The sequence below is a fragment of the Marinobacterium mangrovicola genome (assembly GCF_004339595.1).
GTDB lineage: Bacteria > Pseudomonadota > Gammaproteobacteria > Pseudomonadales > Balneatricaceae > Marinobacterium_D > Marinobacterium_D mangrovicola.
This window is the reverse complement of record NZ_SMFU01000012.1, coordinates 143,235-158,843: the sequence shown is the minus strand read 5'-3', so window position 1 is coordinate 158,843 and position 15,609 is coordinate 143,235. Positions and strand designations below refer to the sequence as shown.

Annotated in this window: 15 protein-coding genes; 5 read left to right on the top strand and 10 right to left on the bottom strand. The window is 55.5% G+C overall.

The features are described 5' to 3' along the window. Positions 1-100: 100 nt before the first annotated feature. The 3 genes from yidC to rpmH are packed head-to-tail and all read right to left on the bottom strand — an operon-like array spanning position 101 to position 2,341. Positions 101-1,792 (bottom strand): membrane protein insertase YidC, encoded by a 1,692-nt coding sequence (gene yidC / locus CLV83_RS19215; protein WP_132296445.1) that lies wholly within the window; start codon positions 1,790-1,792, stop codon positions 101-103. Between the two features lie 13 nt (positions 1,793-1,805). Next, a complete protein-coding gene (rnpA, locus tag CLV83_RS19210) occupies positions 1,806-2,180 on the bottom strand; it encodes a ribonuclease P protein component (protein WP_132296442.1) in 375 nt (124 codons plus the stop codon). 26 nt (positions 2,181-2,206) lie between these two features. Next, positions 2,207-2,341, bottom strand: a complete 135-nt coding sequence (rpmH, locus tag CLV83_RS19205) for a 50S ribosomal protein L34 (RefSeq protein ID WP_104005388.1) — start codon at positions 2,339-2,341, stop codon at positions 2,207-2,209. Between the two features lie 541 nt (positions 2,342-2,882). Here rpmH and dnaA point away from each other — a divergent pair. The 4 genes from dnaA to gyrB all read left to right on the top strand — a co-directional run bounded on the left by dnaA (position 2,883) and on the right by gyrB (position 9,182). Next, positions 2,883-4,460 (top strand): chromosomal replication initiator protein DnaA, encoded by a 1,578-nt coding sequence (gene dnaA, locus CLV83_RS19200; protein ID WP_132296439.1) that lies wholly within the window; start codon positions 2,883-2,885, stop codon positions 4,458-4,460. 28 nt (positions 4,461-4,488) lie between these two features. Next, positions 4,489-5,592 (top strand): DNA polymerase III subunit beta, encoded by a 1,104-nt coding sequence (dnaN, locus tag CLV83_RS19195; protein WP_104005386.1) that lies wholly within the window; start codon positions 4,489-4,491, stop codon positions 5,590-5,592. A gap of 61 nt (positions 5,593-5,653) precedes the next feature. Then, on the top strand, positions 5,654-6,769 hold the full coding sequence (gene recF, locus CLV83_RS19190; protein WP_132296436.1) for a DNA replication/repair protein RecF: 1,116 nt from the start codon (positions 5,654-5,656) through the stop codon (positions 6,767-6,769). Further along, the gene (gene gyrB, locus CLV83_RS19185) at positions 6,759-9,182 is read left to right on the top strand and encodes a DNA topoisomerase (ATP-hydrolyzing) subunit B (protein WP_132296433.1); all 2,424 of its coding nucleotides are present in this window, start codon (positions 6,759-6,761) and stop codon (positions 9,180-9,182) included. Before recF ends, gyrB begins: the two co-directional genes overlap by 11 nt. Before the next feature lie 82 nt (positions 9,183-9,264). Here gyrB and CLV83_RS19180 read toward each other — a convergent pair whose 3' ends face one another. Continuing rightward, the gene (locus CLV83_RS19180; protein ID WP_132296430.1) at positions 9,265-9,765 is read right to left on the bottom strand and encodes an HPP family protein; all 501 of its coding nucleotides are present in this window, start codon (positions 9,763-9,765) and stop codon (positions 9,265-9,267) included. A 99-nt stretch (positions 9,766-9,864) separates the two neighbouring features. Here CLV83_RS19180 and CLV83_RS19175 point away from each other — a divergent pair, with 99 nt between their 5' ends. Further along, entirely contained in the window at positions 9,865-10,416 is a 552-nt protein-coding gene (locus CLV83_RS19175; RefSeq protein WP_132296427.1) for a TetR/AcrR family transcriptional regulator, read from the top strand. Positions 10,417-10,470: 54 nt separating this feature from the next. Here CLV83_RS19175 and cowN read toward each other — a convergent pair whose 3' ends face one another. From cowN to CLV83_RS22625, 6 genes are all read right to left on the bottom strand, one after another. Continuing rightward, positions 10,471-10,761: a N(2)-fixation sustaining protein CowN gene (gene cowN / locus CLV83_RS19170; RefSeq protein WP_132296424.1), complete on the bottom strand. Its 291-nt coding sequence runs from the start codon at positions 10,759-10,761 to the stop codon at positions 10,471-10,473. A gap of 67 nt (positions 10,762-10,828) precedes the next feature. After that, entirely contained in the window at positions 10,829-11,437 is a 609-nt protein-coding gene (locus tag CLV83_RS19165) for a Crp/Fnr family transcriptional regulator (RefSeq protein ID WP_132296421.1), read from the bottom strand. Beyond that, complete coding sequence (locus CLV83_RS19160; RefSeq protein ID WP_132296418.1) at positions 11,437-11,841, bottom strand: bacteriohemerythrin; 405 nt, start codon at positions 11,839-11,841, stop codon at positions 11,437-11,439. Before CLV83_RS19160 ends, CLV83_RS19165 begins: the two co-directional genes overlap by 1 nt. 1,303 nt (positions 11,842-13,144) lie before the next feature. Beyond that, a complete protein-coding gene (locus tag CLV83_RS19155; protein ID WP_132296415.1) occupies positions 13,145-13,810 on the bottom strand; it encodes an OmpW family outer membrane protein in 666 nt (221 codons plus the stop codon). Between the two features lie 851 nt (positions 13,811-14,661). Beyond that, positions 14,662-14,811: an AraC family transcriptional regulator gene (locus CLV83_RS22935; protein ID WP_165900357.1), complete on the bottom strand. Its 150-nt coding sequence runs from the start codon at positions 14,809-14,811 to the stop codon at positions 14,662-14,664. Positions 14,812-15,326: 515 nt separating this feature from the next. Continuing rightward, a complete protein-coding gene (locus CLV83_RS22625) occupies positions 15,327-15,464 on the bottom strand; it encodes a hypothetical protein (protein WP_165900356.1) in 138 nt (45 codons plus the stop codon). Between the last annotated feature and the right edge of the window lie 145 nt (positions 15,465-15,609).

Genomic DNA, 15,609 nt, shown 5'->3' with positions numbered 1-15,609 from the left:
GTTGCTTGATGGAGCGCGTTGATTGTTTGGCTACAGCGTACCGGAGAGCTTTTCCCGGATACAAAAAAGGCTCCCGAGGGAGCCTTTTAAGCTTAGGCGATCACGCCTTCTTGTCGTCTCCCGCCTCAATCTGGCGGTTGATGAGCCACTGCTGGGCGATCGACAGTACGTTGTTGCACAGCCAGTACAGTACCAGACCAGCCGGGAACCAGAGGAAGAAGAAGGTGAAGATGATCGGCAGCAGCTTCATGATCTTCGCCTGCATCGGGTCTGGCGGTGTCGGGTTCAGCATCTGCTGAATGAACATGGTACCGCCCATCAGGATCGGCAGGATGAAGTACGGGTCCATCTGCGACAGATCCTGGATGTAACCGAAGAACGGCGCGTGACGCAGCTCGATCGATTCCATCAGTACCCAGTATAGTGCGATGAAGACCGGCATCTGTACCAGGATCGGCAGACAGCCACCCAGAGGATTGATCTTCTCCTTCTGGTAGAGCTTCATCATCTCCTGGGACATCTTCTGACGGTCGTCGCCATACTGCTCTTTCAGGCGAGTCATCTCAGGGCCGAACTTGCGCATCTTGGCCATGGATTTGAACGCCTTGGCGTTCAGCTGGAACAGGGCGATTTTCACCAGCAGAGTGATACCGATGATCGCGAGGCCCCAGTTACCGACGATGGAGTGAATCCAGGTCAGGATGGTGTGCAGCGGGGATGCAATCCACCAGAGGATGCCGTAATCGACGGTCAGCTTCAGGTTGGGGGCAGTCGCTTCCATCTGCTCCTGATCCTTCGGACCGGTGTACAGAGTGGCGCTGACGCTCTGGCTCTCGCCCGCTGCCACATTAAATGACGGAGACAGGAAGCCAACGATGTAGTTGCCGTTCAGCTTGCGTGACTGGTAGGTGTATTCAGCACCCGGTGCCGGAACCCAGGCGCTCAGGAAGTAGTGCTGCACCATGGCGACCCAGCCATCGGGGCTGGACTGCTTGAAGCGCTCCTCATCCATATCGCCGAAGTCGACCTTCTGGTAGTTGTTCTCTTCGGTAGAGAACACCGCACCGAGGTAAGACTGCATACCCATGGATGTCTGCTGGGACGGATCAGCACTGCCATCGCGTTTGATCTGGCCAAACAGCACACCGTTCCAGGATTCCTGGCTCTGGTTGTCGACGATGTAGTCGAGACCGACGCGGTATTCACCCTTGTTGAAGGTGAAGCGCTTGGTGATGCTGACGCCGTTGTCCTGAGTCAGTTTCAGATCCACGTTCAGGCTGTCGTTATCACCGAGGGAGAACTCGGTGCTATCGACGCTGTACAGCGGGCGGCCGCCCTTCTGCGCATCGGGACCATCCTGGCCGACCAGGCCGCTCTGGGCGACATAGGTACGGTTGGAGTTCTGTTCCAGCAGGACAAAAGGATTGCCGGAGTTGAGTGCATCTTCATGCTTCGGCAGAGCAACCTTGATAATGTCACCACCGCGCGGGTCGATAACAACCTGCAGCACGTCGGTGGACACATTGATCAGCTCTTCGCTGGTCTGGGTCGCTGCGATAGCGGCCTGTGCATCAGCATTGGCTGCCTGGGGCACATCCGGGCTGGCATCAGAGGCTGCACCGACGACAGGAAGCTCGGCTTCGCTGTTGTTGGCGTAGGCGGATACGGTTTCAGCCTGCTGCGTGGTGGCAGTCTGTTGCTGAGCGGGACCGTAATCATCGTTCCACTGCAGAACCAGCATGTAGGAAATTAATGCCAGGGCGGCAATCAGTATGACTCGCTGTACATCCATGGCGAAGAAACCATCAACCTTTTTTGTGAGCTTTTTGGGCTTTCTTGATCAATCTGGACCAGCTGCGCTCAATCATCCGGTGTAAGTCGGGATTATCGAGCGTATCCAGGCCACGGCGGGCGAGAATGACGATATCCACTGCGGGGAGCTCGTGCTGATGCAGGCGAAAAGACTCGCGAATGATACGCCGAACGCGGTTGCGTTTGACAGCCCGCCGGATGTTTTTTTTGGAAATGACGAACCCGATTCTCGGGCGTCCAAGGTCATTGGGCGAGGAAAGAATGAGCAGCGGCTGCTCAGAGACCTTGAAGGCTGCATTGTCGAACACACGCTTGAAATCCCTGCCAGTCAACAAGCGTAACTGGCGGGGATAATCGAAATCGGCCATGCAGTCGTTTAACCCTGCGGGCTGAATCAAGCAGAAAGGCGTTTACGGCCTTTAGCACGGCGACGGTTCAGAACCTGACGGCCGTTCTTGGTTGCCATGCGTGCACGGAAACCGTGGTTGCGTTTGCGCTTAAGTACGCTCGGTTGGAATGTTCTTTTCATTGCCTCAGTCCTACTTACGTTCTGTACGTGAGGTGCTGATCCACGTATAGGTCAAAAAAATTAAGACGCGAGATTCTAGTGAATCCCCTGGGCGGATGCAAACCTTTTGTATGCTTTTTGAACGTTTTTCGCCAGCGCCGCAGGTCTCGGTGTCGACTCTGCAGATTCTCGCAACCTATATATAAGGAAGAAAGAGACCTCTCATCTCATTCTGGTGAGTTCTTCACAAGGGGGTTGGATATTTTTGTTTGTAACTGAATCTTTTCTTTAATAAATAAGCAGATAGTTTGTTTGTAAGTCTTTTGAAAGGCTGTTTTTAAGCTGTGTTGGTATCCCTGGCCGTGGATAAGAAGTGTCGTAGAGGCTGTTTATCCCGCGCGAGAGGCCGATAACAGCCGATCTAAAAAAGTTTGCTCACAGCTGTGTATAAGTTCGGTTTGAGTGGTTAGAATAGCGGTCCATCGATAACAAGACCGGGTGGGTTACCCCTAGGGCAGTGACCTCCTGGCGTTCGTTTTAGTGCATTTTCAGGGGTCAAGGAATGTCGGTCGAACTTTGGGAGCAGTGCCTGAAGAGCCTGCAGCAGGAGTTTCCTGCCCAGCAGTTCAATACCTGGATTCGTCCATTACGGGCCGATGACGCCGAGACTGCACTGGTGCTTCTGGCGCCGAACCGTTTCGTTCGCGACTGGGTTGCCGACAAGTTTCTGTCCCGTATCCGCCAGGTCGTCGCCGATGTGACCGGTGATATCAGCACCGAGGTGCGTCTGGAGATTGCTGGCAAGGCGGGTCAGAGCGCAGGTGCGGCCAGCTCTATGGCAGCGCGCCGGCGCACCGCGCCGATCCGTAAACGTCAGCAGACCAGTGCCATGAATGAAATGGCGCCCTCCGCCGATCTGGCGCCAGAACCTGCGTCCGCTGCTCCCAGCGTAAGTACGTCAGCACCTGCTGCGCCGACGCAGACGATGCCAGCGTCTACTCAGCCGGTGGATGAGGGCTACAGCATCGAGCCTCAGCTTGAGCTCGATATGCTGCCCAGCGACGATCGCATGCCGATGCGCAGCGAGCGCCGGGTTGAAGTCGAAGGCAGCGTGCGCCATCAGTCGAACCTGAACCCGTCGTTTACCTTCCAGTCGTTCGTACAGGGTAAATCCAACCAGCTTGCGCTGGCGGCTGCACAGCAGGTGGCGGATAACCCGGGCGGCGCCTACAACCCGCTGTTTATATATGGCGGCGTTGGCCTCGGTAAAACCCACTTGATGCATGCCGTGGGTACCGAGATGCTTAAGCGCAACCCGAATGCGCGCATCGTCTACCTGCACTCCGAGCGCTTCGTGGCCGACATGGTCAAGGCGCTGCAGCTGAATGCCATCAACGACTTCAAGCGCTACTACCGCTCCGTTGATGCGCTGCTGATCGATGATATCCAGTTCTTTGCCGGCAAGGAGCGCTCCCAGGAGGAGTTTTTCCACACCTTCAACGCTCTGCTTGAAGGCGGCCAGCAGATGATTCTGACCTCCGACCGCTATCCGAAAGAGATCAGCGGCGTTGAGGAGCGACTCAAATCCCGCTTTGGCTGGGGCCTGACGGTGGCGATCGAGCCGCCAGAGCTGGAAACCCGCGTGGCGATCCTGATGAAGAAAGCTCAGGAAGCGAAGGTCGATCTGCCGGACGATTCAGCCTTCTTCCTGGCGCAGAAAATCCGTTCCAATGTCCGTGAACTCGAAGGCGCGCTTAAACGCGTCATCGCCAACGCCCATTTCACCGGCAATGCCATCAATACTCCCTTTATAAAAGAATCACTTAAGGACCTGCTGGCATTGCAGGACAAACAGGTTAGTATTGACAACATTCAGCGTGTTGTTGCGGATTACTACAAGATTAAAGTGTCCGACCTGCTATCCAAGCGGCGTAGCCGGTCGGTGGCACGTCCGCGTCAGGTGGCGATGAGCCTGGCGAAAGAACTGACCAACCACAGCCTGCCGGAGATCGGCAACGCTTTTGGTGGTCGCGATCACACCACGGTGCTCCATGCCTGTCGCAAGATCAAAGAATTGCGCGAGAGTGATACGGACATCGCCGAAGATTACAAAAACCTGCTGCGTCATCTGACGGCGTAGTACTCGGATCCTGACAAGGTAGACAGCCATGAGATTCGTAATTTCCCGTGAAGCACTTATCAAGCCGCTGCAGTTGGTAGCCGGCGTAGTGGAGCGTCGTCAGACGTTGCCGGTGCTTTCCAATATCCTGCTTGTCGCTGAGGGCAATCAGCTCTCCCTGACCGGTACGGATCTGGAGGTCGAGTTGATCGGTCGTGTCGAACTGGATGAGCCCGCCGACGCCGGCTCCGTGACGGTTCCGGCGCGTAAGCTGATGGACATCTGTAAATCCCTGTCGGACGATGCCCGCATCGAGCTTGAGCTGTCCGGTCAGAAGATGATCATCAAGGCCGGCCGCAGCCGCTTCTCGCTTTCGACGCTGCCGGCCAGCGAATTCCCGAACGTGGAAGACAGCCCGCAGGCGATGCAGCTGACGCTGCCGCAGTCTGCACTGCGTCACCTGATCGACCAGACCGGCTTCTCCATGGCGCAGCAGGATGTGCGTTACTACCTGAACGGCATGCTGCTTGAGGTGAAGGATGGCACTCTGCGCGCCGTATCCACCGATGGCCACCGTCTTGCTACCGCTATCAGCGATGTGGAGATGGACAAGGAGCTGCAGCACCAGATCATCGTGCCGCGCAAGGGTATCCTGGAACTGGCCCGTCTGCTGCAGGGTGGCGACAACCCGGTAAGCCTGGTGATCGGCGCCAACCATATTCGCGCCAACGTAGGTGACTTCACCTTCACCTCCAAGCTCGTTGATGGCAAGTTCCCGGATTACCAGCGCGTTATCCCGCGTAACGGCGATAAGGTGATGCTGGGCGACCGCCTGGAGCTGCGCCAGGTATTCAGCCGTATCGCGATCCTTTCCAACGAGAAGTACCGTGGCGTACGCCTGTCACTGTCAGACGGCATGCTGCAGGTGATGGCGAACAACCCGGAGCAGGAAGAAGCGGAAGAGACCGTAGCGGTTGACTACGAGGGCAGCACCCTGGAGATCGGCTTCAACGTGAACTACCTGCTGGATGTGCTTTCCATTCTGAACTCCGACGTGGTGCGTTTCACCCTGTTTGATTCCAACAGCAGTGCGCTGATCGAAGGCTTCGAAGAGCCGGATGCCACTTACGTCGTCATGCCGATGCGCATGTGATATTGATGTAAGCGCTCACTTACAAATATGTGAGCGCTTACTCCTCCTCTGATCCTCTTTTATGCTGATCTCCCAACTGCAGGTCCGGAATCTGCGAAATCTCGCAGATGTTAATCTGACACCCTCCCGACGGATCAATCTGCTGCATGGCGAAAACGGCAGCGGCAAAACCAGTCTCCTTGAAGCGATCCATCTGCTTGGTCTTGGGCGTTCATTCCGGACCCAGCAATATAGGCAGGTGATTCAATCCGGCGAAGATGAACTGCTGGTGTTCGCCCAGATCGATCCCCAGGGCAGCGGTGAACAGCGACCGCTCGGTATCAGTCGCGCCCGCGAGGGCGAGCTTAAGGTGCGCTACGCTGGAGAAAGTCTCGGCTCTGCCGAGCTCGCCAGCCTGATGCCGCTGCTGGTGATCAACTCGGATACCTTCGCGTTGCTGGAGGGATCGCCATCGATTCGGAGACAGTTTGTCGATTGGGGCGGATTCCATTCAGATCCCGGTTTTATTCGCCTCTGGCGCGGCTTCCATCGTGTACTTAAACAGCGAAATTCATTACTGAAATGTGGTAAAATAGACGCCCGCGTCAGGGCTCTCTGGGATGCCGAGTTGGTGGCTTTTGCCGAGCCGCTCAGCGAGCTCAGAGCCGCCTATGTCGAAGCGCTGAAACCGGTGTTCGATGAGATACTCGGTGAGTTGCTCAAGGGCGTCAGCGTGGAGCTGCGTTTCTCTCGCGGATGGGATGCCAAGCGATCACTGGCAGAGGTGCTTGAAGAGAGCTTCGAGCGCGATCTGCGTCAGGGTTTCAGCAGTAGCGGCCCTCAACGTGCGGATCTTCGTTTCCGCGCTGATGGGCAGGACGCCGCCGAGCGTCTGTCACGGGGACAGAAAAAACTGGTCGTCAGTGCACTCAAGCTGGCTCAGGGAGCGTTATTTTATCGCCAGAGCCAGAGAGCCTGCGTTTACCTGATTGATGACCTGCCGTCGGAACTGGACGAGAGGCACTGCCGCCAGTTCTGCCGTTTTTTGGAAAACAGTGCCAACCAGTGCTTCATCACCTGTGTCGATCCGGGCCTGCTGAGTCAGGTCTGGGAGCCGGACACGCCGCTGGCGTCGTTCAGGGTCGATCAGGGAACAATATCGCAGTCTGCTGCACCAGGAGAACAAGATGAGCGGTGAAAACCAGAGCTATGATTCGTCCAGTATCAAGGTACTGAAGGGGCTGGATGCCGTCCGCAAGCGGCCCGGGATGTACATCGGGGACACGGACGACGGCAGCGGTTTGCACCATATGGTGTTCGAGTTGGTCGATAACGGTATCGACGAGGCGCTGGCCGGCTACTGCTCCGAGATCGGTGTGATCATCCACCCGGATGAGAGCGTCACCGTTTCCGATAACGGTCGTGGTATCCCCACAGATATCCACAAGGAAGAAGGTGTATCCGCTGCCGAAGTTATCATGACCGTGCTCCATGCCGGCGGTAAGTTCGATGACAACACTTATAAGGTGTCCGGTGGCTTGCACGGTGTAGGTGTTTCCGTTGTAAACGCTCTGTCCAGCGAGCTGCGCCTGACCATCCGTCGCGCCGGCAAGGTGCACGAGCAGGTGTATCACCACGGCGTTCCGGCCAAGCCTCTCGAGATCATCGGTGAAACCGAATCGAGCGGTACCATCGTCCGCTTCAAGCCCTCTGAAGAGACCTTCAGCAATATCAACTTCCAGTACGACATCCTGGCCAAGCGCCTGCGCGAACTGTCGTTCCTCAACTCCGGCGTGCGTATCCGCCTGAAGGATGAGCGTAGCGGTCGTGAAGAGGTGTTTGAGTACGAAGGTGGTCTGGCGGCGTTTGTTGAGTTCCTGAACCAGAACAAATCACCGGTTAACAAGATATTCCACTTCAACGCCATGCACGAAAACGGTGTTGGCGTTGAGGTGTCGATGCAGTGGAACGACAGCTTCCAGGAAAGCCTGCACTGTTTCGCCAACAACATCCCGCAGCGTGACGGTGGTACCCACCTGTCCGGCTTCCGCGCCGCGCTGACGCGCTCGCTGAACAACTACATCGAATCCGAGCAGCTCAACAAGGGCGGTAAGGTCGCTACCAGCGGTGATGACAGCCGTGAAGGTCTGACCGCGATCATCTCGGTGAAGGTTCCGGATCCGAAGTTCTCCTCCCAGACCAAGGACAAGCTGGTCTCCTCAGAGGTCAAAACCGCGGTTGAGCAGCTGATGTCTCAGCAGCTTGGCGAGTACCTGCTGGAGAACCCGCAGGACGCCAAGGCAGTTGTTCAGAAGATGATCGATGCGGCGCGTGCCCGTGAAGCGGCGCGTAAGGCCCGTGAGATGACCCGCCGTAAGGGAGCACTGGATATTGCAGGTTTGCCGGGCAAGCTGGCTGACTGTCAGGAGAAGGATCCTGCGCTTTCAGAACTCTACCTGGTGGAGGGTGACTCCGCAGGTGGTTCCGCCAAGCAGGGTCGTGACCGTCGTACCCAGGCCATTCTCCCGCTCAAGGGTAAGATCCTTAACGTTGAAAAGGCGCGCTTTGACAAGATGCTGACCTCTGCCGAGGTGGGCACGCTGATCACCGCGCTGGGCTGCGGTATCGGTCGCGATGAATACGATATCGAAAAGCTGCGTTACCACCGCATCATCATCATGACCGACGCCGACGTGGATGGCTCGCACATCCGTACGCTGCTGCTGACCTTCTTCTTCCGTCAGATGCCTGAGCTGATCGAGCGCGGATACATCTATATCGCTCAGCCGCCGCTGTACAAGGTCAAGAAAGGTAAGCAGGAGCAGTACCTCAAGGACGATGAGGCGATGGAAAACTACCTGCTTCAGGGCGCTCTGGACGGTGCCGAGCTGTACATCAATGAAGATGCACCGCCTGTATCCGGTACCGCGCTGGAAGATCTGGTCAGCCGCTATCGCAAGGTCGAGAAGACCATCGATCGCCTGAGCCGTATCTACCCGCAGGCGGTACTGAACCAGCTGCTTTATCTGCCGACGCTGAAGGCTGAGGATATGGCCTCACAGGAAGCTGTTGAAAACTGGGTCAAGGCGCTGGATGAAGCACTGATCGCCTACGCCACCAACAGTGCCGAAAGCTACACCTGCAGTGTTGAGCTGGATAAGGAAAAGAGCATCTACATCCCGCGTGTACGCCGTATCCATCACAGTGTCGCCACCGATTATGTGCTGGACTCGGATCTGTTCCGCTCCAAGGATGTGACCAACATCGTGCAGCTGGGTGAAGAGCTGCAGTCTCTACTGGATGATGGAGCCTTCCTGAAGCGCGGAGAGCGCCGCTTTGAGCTCAATGATCTGGGTACAGGTATTCGCTGGCTGATGGACCTTTCGCGCCGTGGTAACGCCATACAGCGCTACAAGGGTCTGGGTGAGATGAACCCGGACCAGCTGTGGGAAACCACCATGGATCCGGATGCCCGTCGCATGCTGCAGGTATCGATCGAAGATGCGATCGCCGCGGATCAGCTGTTCACCACGCTCATGGGCGACGAAGTTGAGCCGCGCCGTAACTTTATCGAGGCCAACGCGCTGAACGTATCCAACCTGGACGTCTGATCAGTTTCAGGTATGAAAAAAGCAGCTTCGGCTGCTTTTTTTGTGTCTGGTGTTTCGAATTGAATCCAGTTCAATGGCTGTTTTATAACCAGTAGCGTGGATACTTCCCGGGGTGCTGAAGCTGGTTGATCGCCCAGGCGAAGGCGACGATAACCAGGGAGCCAGCCAGGACCGGTGACACCAGGTAGCTGAACGGTGCATGGGCCAGGATCACCACGATGGGATCGGCCCCCGCGGGCGCGTGCACGGTCCGGGTCAGCTGCATCGCGGCTAAGGCCAGTGCGACAGCAACCGCCAGGGCGATCCAGGAGTCGCCGAGCAGTTGTGCCGTGATCAGGCCGATCAGCGTTGCGATCAGGTGACCACCTATGATCGCGCGTGGCTGGGCCAGGGGTGAGTCCGGTACACCAAATGCCAGCACGCAGCTGGCACCGAAAGGCGCCATGAGCCAGGGGGTTCCGGATATCAGGCTCAACCAGCCGGTGGTGGCGATCGCCAGGCCAGCGCCCAGGGATGAGAGCGCGATAAATCGGAGAGAGGGTGCGGCCGGCGCGCCGGACCTTAACGCTGAGGGGAAACGCATATTGAGGCTCCTGCCTTCTTATTGCTGCTGATTTGTTGCGCAAGTATACCGATCGGTGTACAAAGGTAAACAGAACGGTATATTCCAGAGAGAGCAACAATGTCCACTGCTGACAGGATCGTTACAGCCGCACTTGCGCTGTTTTATCGAAACGGCTTTCATGCCTCAGGGGTTGATCTGCTGAGTGCTGAAGCGGGCGTGACCAAGCGTACGCTCTACAAATATTTTCCCAGTAAGGATGAGTTGATCGAATCGGCTCTTCAGCTTCGGCACGAGCAGTTTATGGCGTGGCTTAAGCAGCATGTTGCTGCGGCGGCTGTCGAAGATGGCCCCCTCGCTTACATCGATTTTATCGGTAACTGGGTTGCTGACGCGGAGTTTTGTGGCTGCGCTTTTATTAACGCAGCAGCGGAGTATGCCGCTCCGGAGCAGATTCCGCACAGACTGGCTGATCAGCACAAGGAGGAAGTTAGGGCCTTGGTAGTCAATCTATGCACGGAGGCTGGAGCAAAAGATGCGGTGTCGGTGGCTGACTCGCTATTTCTCATTGGTGAAGGTCTGATCGTTGCGAGCCAGGTGCGGGGCTATAACGAGTCGCTGGTTCAGAATGCGAAAAAGGCCGCCACTCTTCTGTGGGATGCGGCCCGTTAGCGTTGTTCTTTGCTTTGCCCTTTCGGTGGTCTGCAGGCATCTGCTGCTGTTGTTTCAGCAGCATTCCTGTTCCAGGTACCAAAGCAGCTCGAGCCCCTCTTCATCTTCGATCTGCTCGAGGTATTCGTTCAGCGTGTTCATTTGAGCGCCGATAAAGAACAGATCATCAACCCCCATCTTGGCTTTCTCGTTTAGCTTGTGGGTGAAGTAATCGATCCAGGGCGTTGCACCATTTTTTGTCTCCAGGTGCTGATTGATACGCCGCATAAAATCGGTAGCACGTTGGTCACAGTCCAGTCCGCAGAAGCTCACATACCTGTCTTTTTTGAGCGAAAGATCATTCATATTCTTGCCCTCCTTTGCTTATGATTGGCCAGGAGGTCAGGGTACGTTGCTCTAATCGGGGTGTCTGTCAGCCAGCTGACAGGTCGTCTGCGGTCAGTGTCAGTGTCTCACTATCAAGAACCTGGTAGCTTCGTCGACCGGTGCGACGAATCAGGTGCTCGCGCTCCATACGGTTGATGATGGTGGAAAGGGTTTGGCGTGATGTACCCAGCAACGTCGCCAGGCGTTCGGTGCTGTCGCACACGGTAAACGGCACCGCGCCGGACTCTTTGTGCTTGGTGAGGAGATATCGGGCGAGCCGGCTCTCCACGGAACGAAACGCCAGGTCTTCGATCAGCTCGAGGCAGGTGCTGACTATCCCGCCGATCTCCCTGAGCGCAACGATCGCCATATCAGGCTGGCGGGTGATCAGGGCACGCAGCTCACTCATGGGCCAGCTCAGGATCGTTGATGGTTCGACCGCTTCAATCCAGGTTGGCGTGTGAGTGACAAACAGACTGCCAGCTTTAAGATAACGCAGGGTCTGCTCCTTGGCTCCGCCAACAAGGCAGACTCGGGCGCGGCCCTGTTCGATAACGAATACACGGTTGTTAGAGTTGTGGGGTGCGCTTATCAACGCGCCCACTTCGTAGTGATCCCGCCTTCCCTGCTGCAGGTTTCCGGTCCAGGTATTCATCACGCACTGGCCTTAAGATCGGCAGCAAGTGCACTATCCATCGTTCTGGCATGGATGTCGAACCAAGCCAGAAGACTGTCGTTTAGCCAGGCCTTGGCCATCATTCCTCGCCCTGCCTGGACCCGCTCGTTGAAGCGCGTCATATCACCGAGGATGCGTTGATGGTCTGCACGGTGCTCCTTGTATGCACCGTGCTGAATCGAGATCATTCGCCGCTCCTCTTCGTCAAAGTGAGCTTGGGTGTGATCCAGCAGCTTTTTAAACTTATTGGCGAATTCTGAGCCGGTAGTCGCAGCGGTTTCCTGGCAGTGGCGTAGAAATTCCTGGTGGGTGGTATCCATGCCGGCGTCACCCAGTTGGTAGTTATTGTCAAACTGGCTAAGCATCTGGTTCGCTGACAGCATCGCCCTTTCCTCTCTTTCGGTGTTTAACTTCGAGGTATTGCAAAAGCAGTACCAGTGCTGGAAAGAGTTCTGCCGCTACGACATGACGGGCGGCGCGGGCCTGCTGAACGTTTTCAGCTTCATCTATCAGTTTTCGTGTCCTGAGGTCGTCGCAAAGCTGACGAAATAATGTTCCACGTGGAACAAAACTAACTCGGTTCGAGTTAGGCTCAAGGTGTCGGGTACAAGTGCTGAGGAATGGGCGTCGATCAGGCGATAAAAAAGCCCCTGTGATGGCGCTTCTTGTAGCTGAGCTGCTTAGCTTGAGGCTGTTTTGGTCGTTTCTACCAGGTAAATAGAGATAGGCTCAGAATTAAGGCAACCAGGTCGCAGATCAAGGATACGCATAATGGCTTGCGACCGCAGCCTGTATCCAATACCCCTCTGGATTAGGAACGATTTAGAACTCTAAAAAGCCGCTTACCAAAGCTTCGTCCTGAGGTTCGTATAGGTGGGCCATGGTGTCCATCATTCTCAGAGATCGAGTGTAGCGCTCGCAGAAAATGGGACCCTTCCCCACGCGAGCGTGTGGTCAACCAGCTCTGCTGCGAGAAGCGTAAAGGCAACAAAGTAGCCGAATCGGCTTGGTCTGCCGGAGAGGATTAGCACAATGGCGAATATATTGAGACCCGCTCCGAGCTGACGGGCGAGCTAAACAAACTTACACAGAGCGATAAAGCTGGCGGCCTGAGTTAAAACATAATAGGTTTTAAGCTGCACAGAGAGTAGCGGCTGTAAAAGCATTAGAGTGATGATCCAAGCAGACTGTGTATCTAACAGGCCGGGTGCTTGGTTTGTGGAACCCATTTGCAAAAATGCGATATAAGTTTTTCGGCCGCGTATGCATATTACTCGGTTAACACACCAAAAAAAATTCCTTCGCGATCAGGTTCGCAAAAGGCTATCTCAATCTATTTAAGTTTTGGTTAGAACCCTGTGAAGACCGACCTCTCGCTGGTTGTGTCGCTTGCCTGGTTAATCGTCGAAGTCGCTAACTGCGTCAGTAACACCGGTTCGGTGGCCAGGCGCTCGTTTCAATTTATAAGGGTTCAATTTATATAGGGCTAAGTGATAACTGATTGGGTGCTGTTATTCGAAACGGGTAATGCGCTCCGGAGCCTTGCTCAAAACCTCAGTCAGCCAAGTCGCAGGTTCCACGTGGAACATGACCGAATCGCCTAAGCGCGTGGTTGGCTAATCAGTTGGGGCTAATCTGTTTTGGGTAAGGTGATCGAGTTCGACCACTTCCCTATGACCGACCCTGTCACAGCACCCAGAAACGTTTGGAAGCTCTTAGGATCATGATTAGCGGAACAAACTGGATATCCGCAGAGGCATTCGCATCACCCATGGCCTGAAGAGAGCCAGTCGCAGATGTCTCCGCATAGACCTTCTTCACATCCGGAAACAGAGAATACTCTCTACCGGTCTCCCCTTCGATGCCCGCCTGGAGAACCGAGCCGTAGGCGTCATCCACCTTGAAGTCAGCTATGGAGCCGTCTTTCGTGTCTGTTATCAGTGTGTAGTTAGTGCCCGGCCCTGCATACTGGGGTAGGCCTCCAGGCTTAGTCTGATAGCGAGTCACTGAAAGCGCGGCTGGCCCATAACTGACTTCTCCAAGTATCCCCGCCTCTGCAAGCTTACCTGTCCGTCTGAGGGGTGTCATTGGAGGAAAGCCCAAAGCCAGTCGCGCGGTCCAATACGGATCCGAATCGTAGTTAACGCCGAACGAGATACTGTTGTTGCTTGATGCTGTGGTGTTTCTATCCGGCACAGCTGATCCGTTCGGATAGGCTTTTGCATCAGGGATTAAACGGATATGGGCAGCACCGCCGAAGACGCTCCAGCGCGACTCTTCTCCCTTCGTGGAGGTGGGTGTTAGAAAGATAGCCGGCAGCGCAAAGAATGCCCAACCGTAATCTTTACGCATATAGAAACTCCTCGGGGCGATGTATTACCTGCGCCGCCCTGTTTTGTCTTAACTGTTTAAGCAAGCCGTGTGTCAGTCTTTTCCCGCGCGGATAATCGAGTCGGCAAAGCGTTCAGGATTGGTGAACAGGACTGCGTGACTGCCCTGGCATTTAACAAGACGGAACAGTCCCAGGCGTTCGGATAACCGAGGGTGCCAAGGGAGGCTGCGAGGAAGGACTGTATCTTGCGCGCAGTTTACAAAGTGCTAGCCCATGTGGAGTTCTAACAGTGGCCTGCTGAGATGGGCTAGGTCCGAGAAGGTTCTATAGGGATGGAGGTTAAGCTTCGCGTGGCACTTGTGAGCGAACTCCAGGGATGCGTTGTTCATAAAGCGCTTCCTGAATAGCGGAAATTGGAAGCCCATCATCGACTGGTTTTGTCGGCAGCCAGTGTGGTGAACAGTTCAGCATAGGGAGGTGAAACGAGATCCAGAAGCGATTCGCCGTGTTCGGGGGCGAAGGCGTTACAGAGAATAAGAGCGGTAACCCACGCCCCCGTAGCTATGGCCTGCCAGGCGTATATTGGTTAAGCCTTTGTCCTCGATGAAGTCGAACTGTGACTGGATGGGCTCTTCCAGCGTCGTAGTGCGTCGATCGTCACCGGAGCGGTTGCCAGCTAGTGTTGGGCAGAAAGCCTGGTGTCAGGCGTCCCGGATGCATTGTGCCGGGGCTTCCATTTATGCGCTCGCATGGCAGCCGCCATGAACCAGTTCATAGTTAACTGTCATATGAATATCCTCTGTTTTTGTTGTTTGAGGTTGAGTTAAATCCACTTTAACTAACGACTATGCCCGATGATGGGCCCTCGCTGTCAGGCTATGGTTTCAGCCTTCCGAAACTGGCTGGGTGTTAGTCCGGTTCGCTGTTTGAATGCTCGGGCGAAATGGGATGGATCCTGAAAGCCACAGCGATAGCCAATCTCTGCGAGCTTCAGATGTCTCAGGGAAGGTGTTTGTAACATTCGCTTATCGTTTTTACGCGTACAGCGCTCGGTGTTTTGGCAAAGTTTGTGCCCCTGCTGTAAGTGATCGGTGCAGTGTTCTAATCGAGATTGAGAGGCCCTTGGCAACATCCATAGCGTCCAGTCCGGCTTTAGCGCTACGTTGATCTATCAGTTACCTGGCGAGGTTGTCTAAGTCGGAGAAGGCGCTGTCGGTAATCCAGGAGACTTTTGCAGTGCCAGATAAAGGAGTGAGCCAACCTGATCTGCGATAAGGCGATCTGGTACGGCCTGTGAGCCTGCGTTTTTCGGTTTTAGCTGGATAAGCTAACTGGAGAGTGCCGGCCCCCAGCCGTCGCTTCCGTCTATCCGTTGGCCGAGGTGGTCGGTTGGTGTGTCGGTCCAGGTCTCAAACCAGGCTAGGGGGCGAAGACTGAAAACTCCTCAAGGGAGAGAAGGGTATGCTCTTGCCACGAGTCCACCAGGGCCATATCACCGGTGTGCAGTCTTCCGCTTTTGTGATTCTGTTGCGCCCTTCACTCTGTGCCCTCCACCCTACACTCTGCAACCTCAACCTGGTTGTAGATCAGGTAGTAATAATTTGTATCTGTGCGCGAGATATCTAATTTACTGCGATAGCCCCGCTGGGCGGCGCCGGTTACCTCATTCAGCATCTGCGCATCCGCCCTGGCGGGTGGCCTTCAATTCTGCGATGAATGCCGCCTTCAGTGCGGAGGTAGCTTTCATATCGAGAAACGCCTCGCAGACAGAGTCTCTCCAATAGTCGAGTCGTTAGTTATCTGGGGTCGTATTGGTCGC

What these genes read in the sequence shown, in the direction of transcription:
- yidC (WP_132296445.1), bottom strand. Translation starts at nt 1,792, where the DNA reads ATGGATGTACAGCGAGTCATACTGATTGCCGCCCTGGCATTAATTTCC.
- rnpA (WP_132296442.1), bottom strand. Translation starts at nt 2,180, where the DNA reads ATGGCCGATTTCGATTATCCCCGCCAGTTACGCTTGTTGACTGGCAGG.
- rpmH (WP_104005388.1), bottom strand. Translation starts at nt 2,341, where the DNA reads ATGAAAAGAACATTCCAACCGAGCGTACTTAAGCGCAAACGCAACCAC.
- dnaA (WP_132296439.1), top strand. Translation starts at nt 2,883, where the DNA reads ATGTCGGTCGAACTTTGGGAGCAGTGCCTGAAGAGCCTGCAGCAGGAG.
- dnaN (WP_104005386.1), top strand. Translation starts at nt 4,489, where the DNA reads ATGAGATTCGTAATTTCCCGTGAAGCACTTATCAAGCCGCTGCAGTTG.
- recF (WP_132296436.1), top strand. Translation starts at nt 5,654, where the DNA reads ATGCTGATCTCCCAACTGCAGGTCCGGAATCTGCGAAATCTCGCAGAT.
- gyrB (WP_132296433.1), top strand. Translation starts at nt 6,759, where the DNA reads ATGAGCGGTGAAAACCAGAGCTATGATTCGTCCAGTATCAAGGTACTG.
- CLV83_RS19180 (WP_132296430.1), bottom strand. Translation starts at nt 9,765, where the DNA reads ATGCGTTTCCCCTCAGCGTTAAGGTCCGGCGCGCCGGCCGCACCCTCT.
- CLV83_RS19175 (WP_132296427.1), top strand. Translation starts at nt 9,865, where the DNA reads ATGTCCACTGCTGACAGGATCGTTACAGCCGCACTTGCGCTGTTTTAT.
- cowN (WP_132296424.1), bottom strand. Translation starts at nt 10,761, where the DNA reads ATGAATGATCTTTCGCTCAAAAAAGACAGGTATGTGAGCTTCTGCGGA.
- CLV83_RS19165 (WP_132296421.1), bottom strand. Translation starts at nt 11,437, where the DNA reads ATGAATACCTGGACCGGAAACCTGCAGCAGGGAAGGCGGGATCACTAC.
- CLV83_RS19160 (WP_132296418.1), bottom strand. Translation starts at nt 11,841, where the DNA reads ATGCTGTCAGCGAACCAGATGCTTAGCCAGTTTGACAATAACTACCAA.
- CLV83_RS19155 (WP_132296415.1), bottom strand. Translation starts at nt 13,810, where the DNA reads ATGCGTAAAGATTACGGTTGGGCATTCTTTGCGCTGCCGGCTATCTTT.
- CLV83_RS22935 (WP_165900357.1), bottom strand. Translation starts at nt 14,811, where the DNA reads ATGTTACAAACACCTTCCCTGAGACATCTGAAGCTCGCAGAGATTGGC.
- CLV83_RS22625 (WP_165900356.1), bottom strand. Translation starts at nt 15,464, where the DNA reads ATGCTGAATGAGGTAACCGGCGCCGCCCAGCGGGGCTATCGCAGTAAA.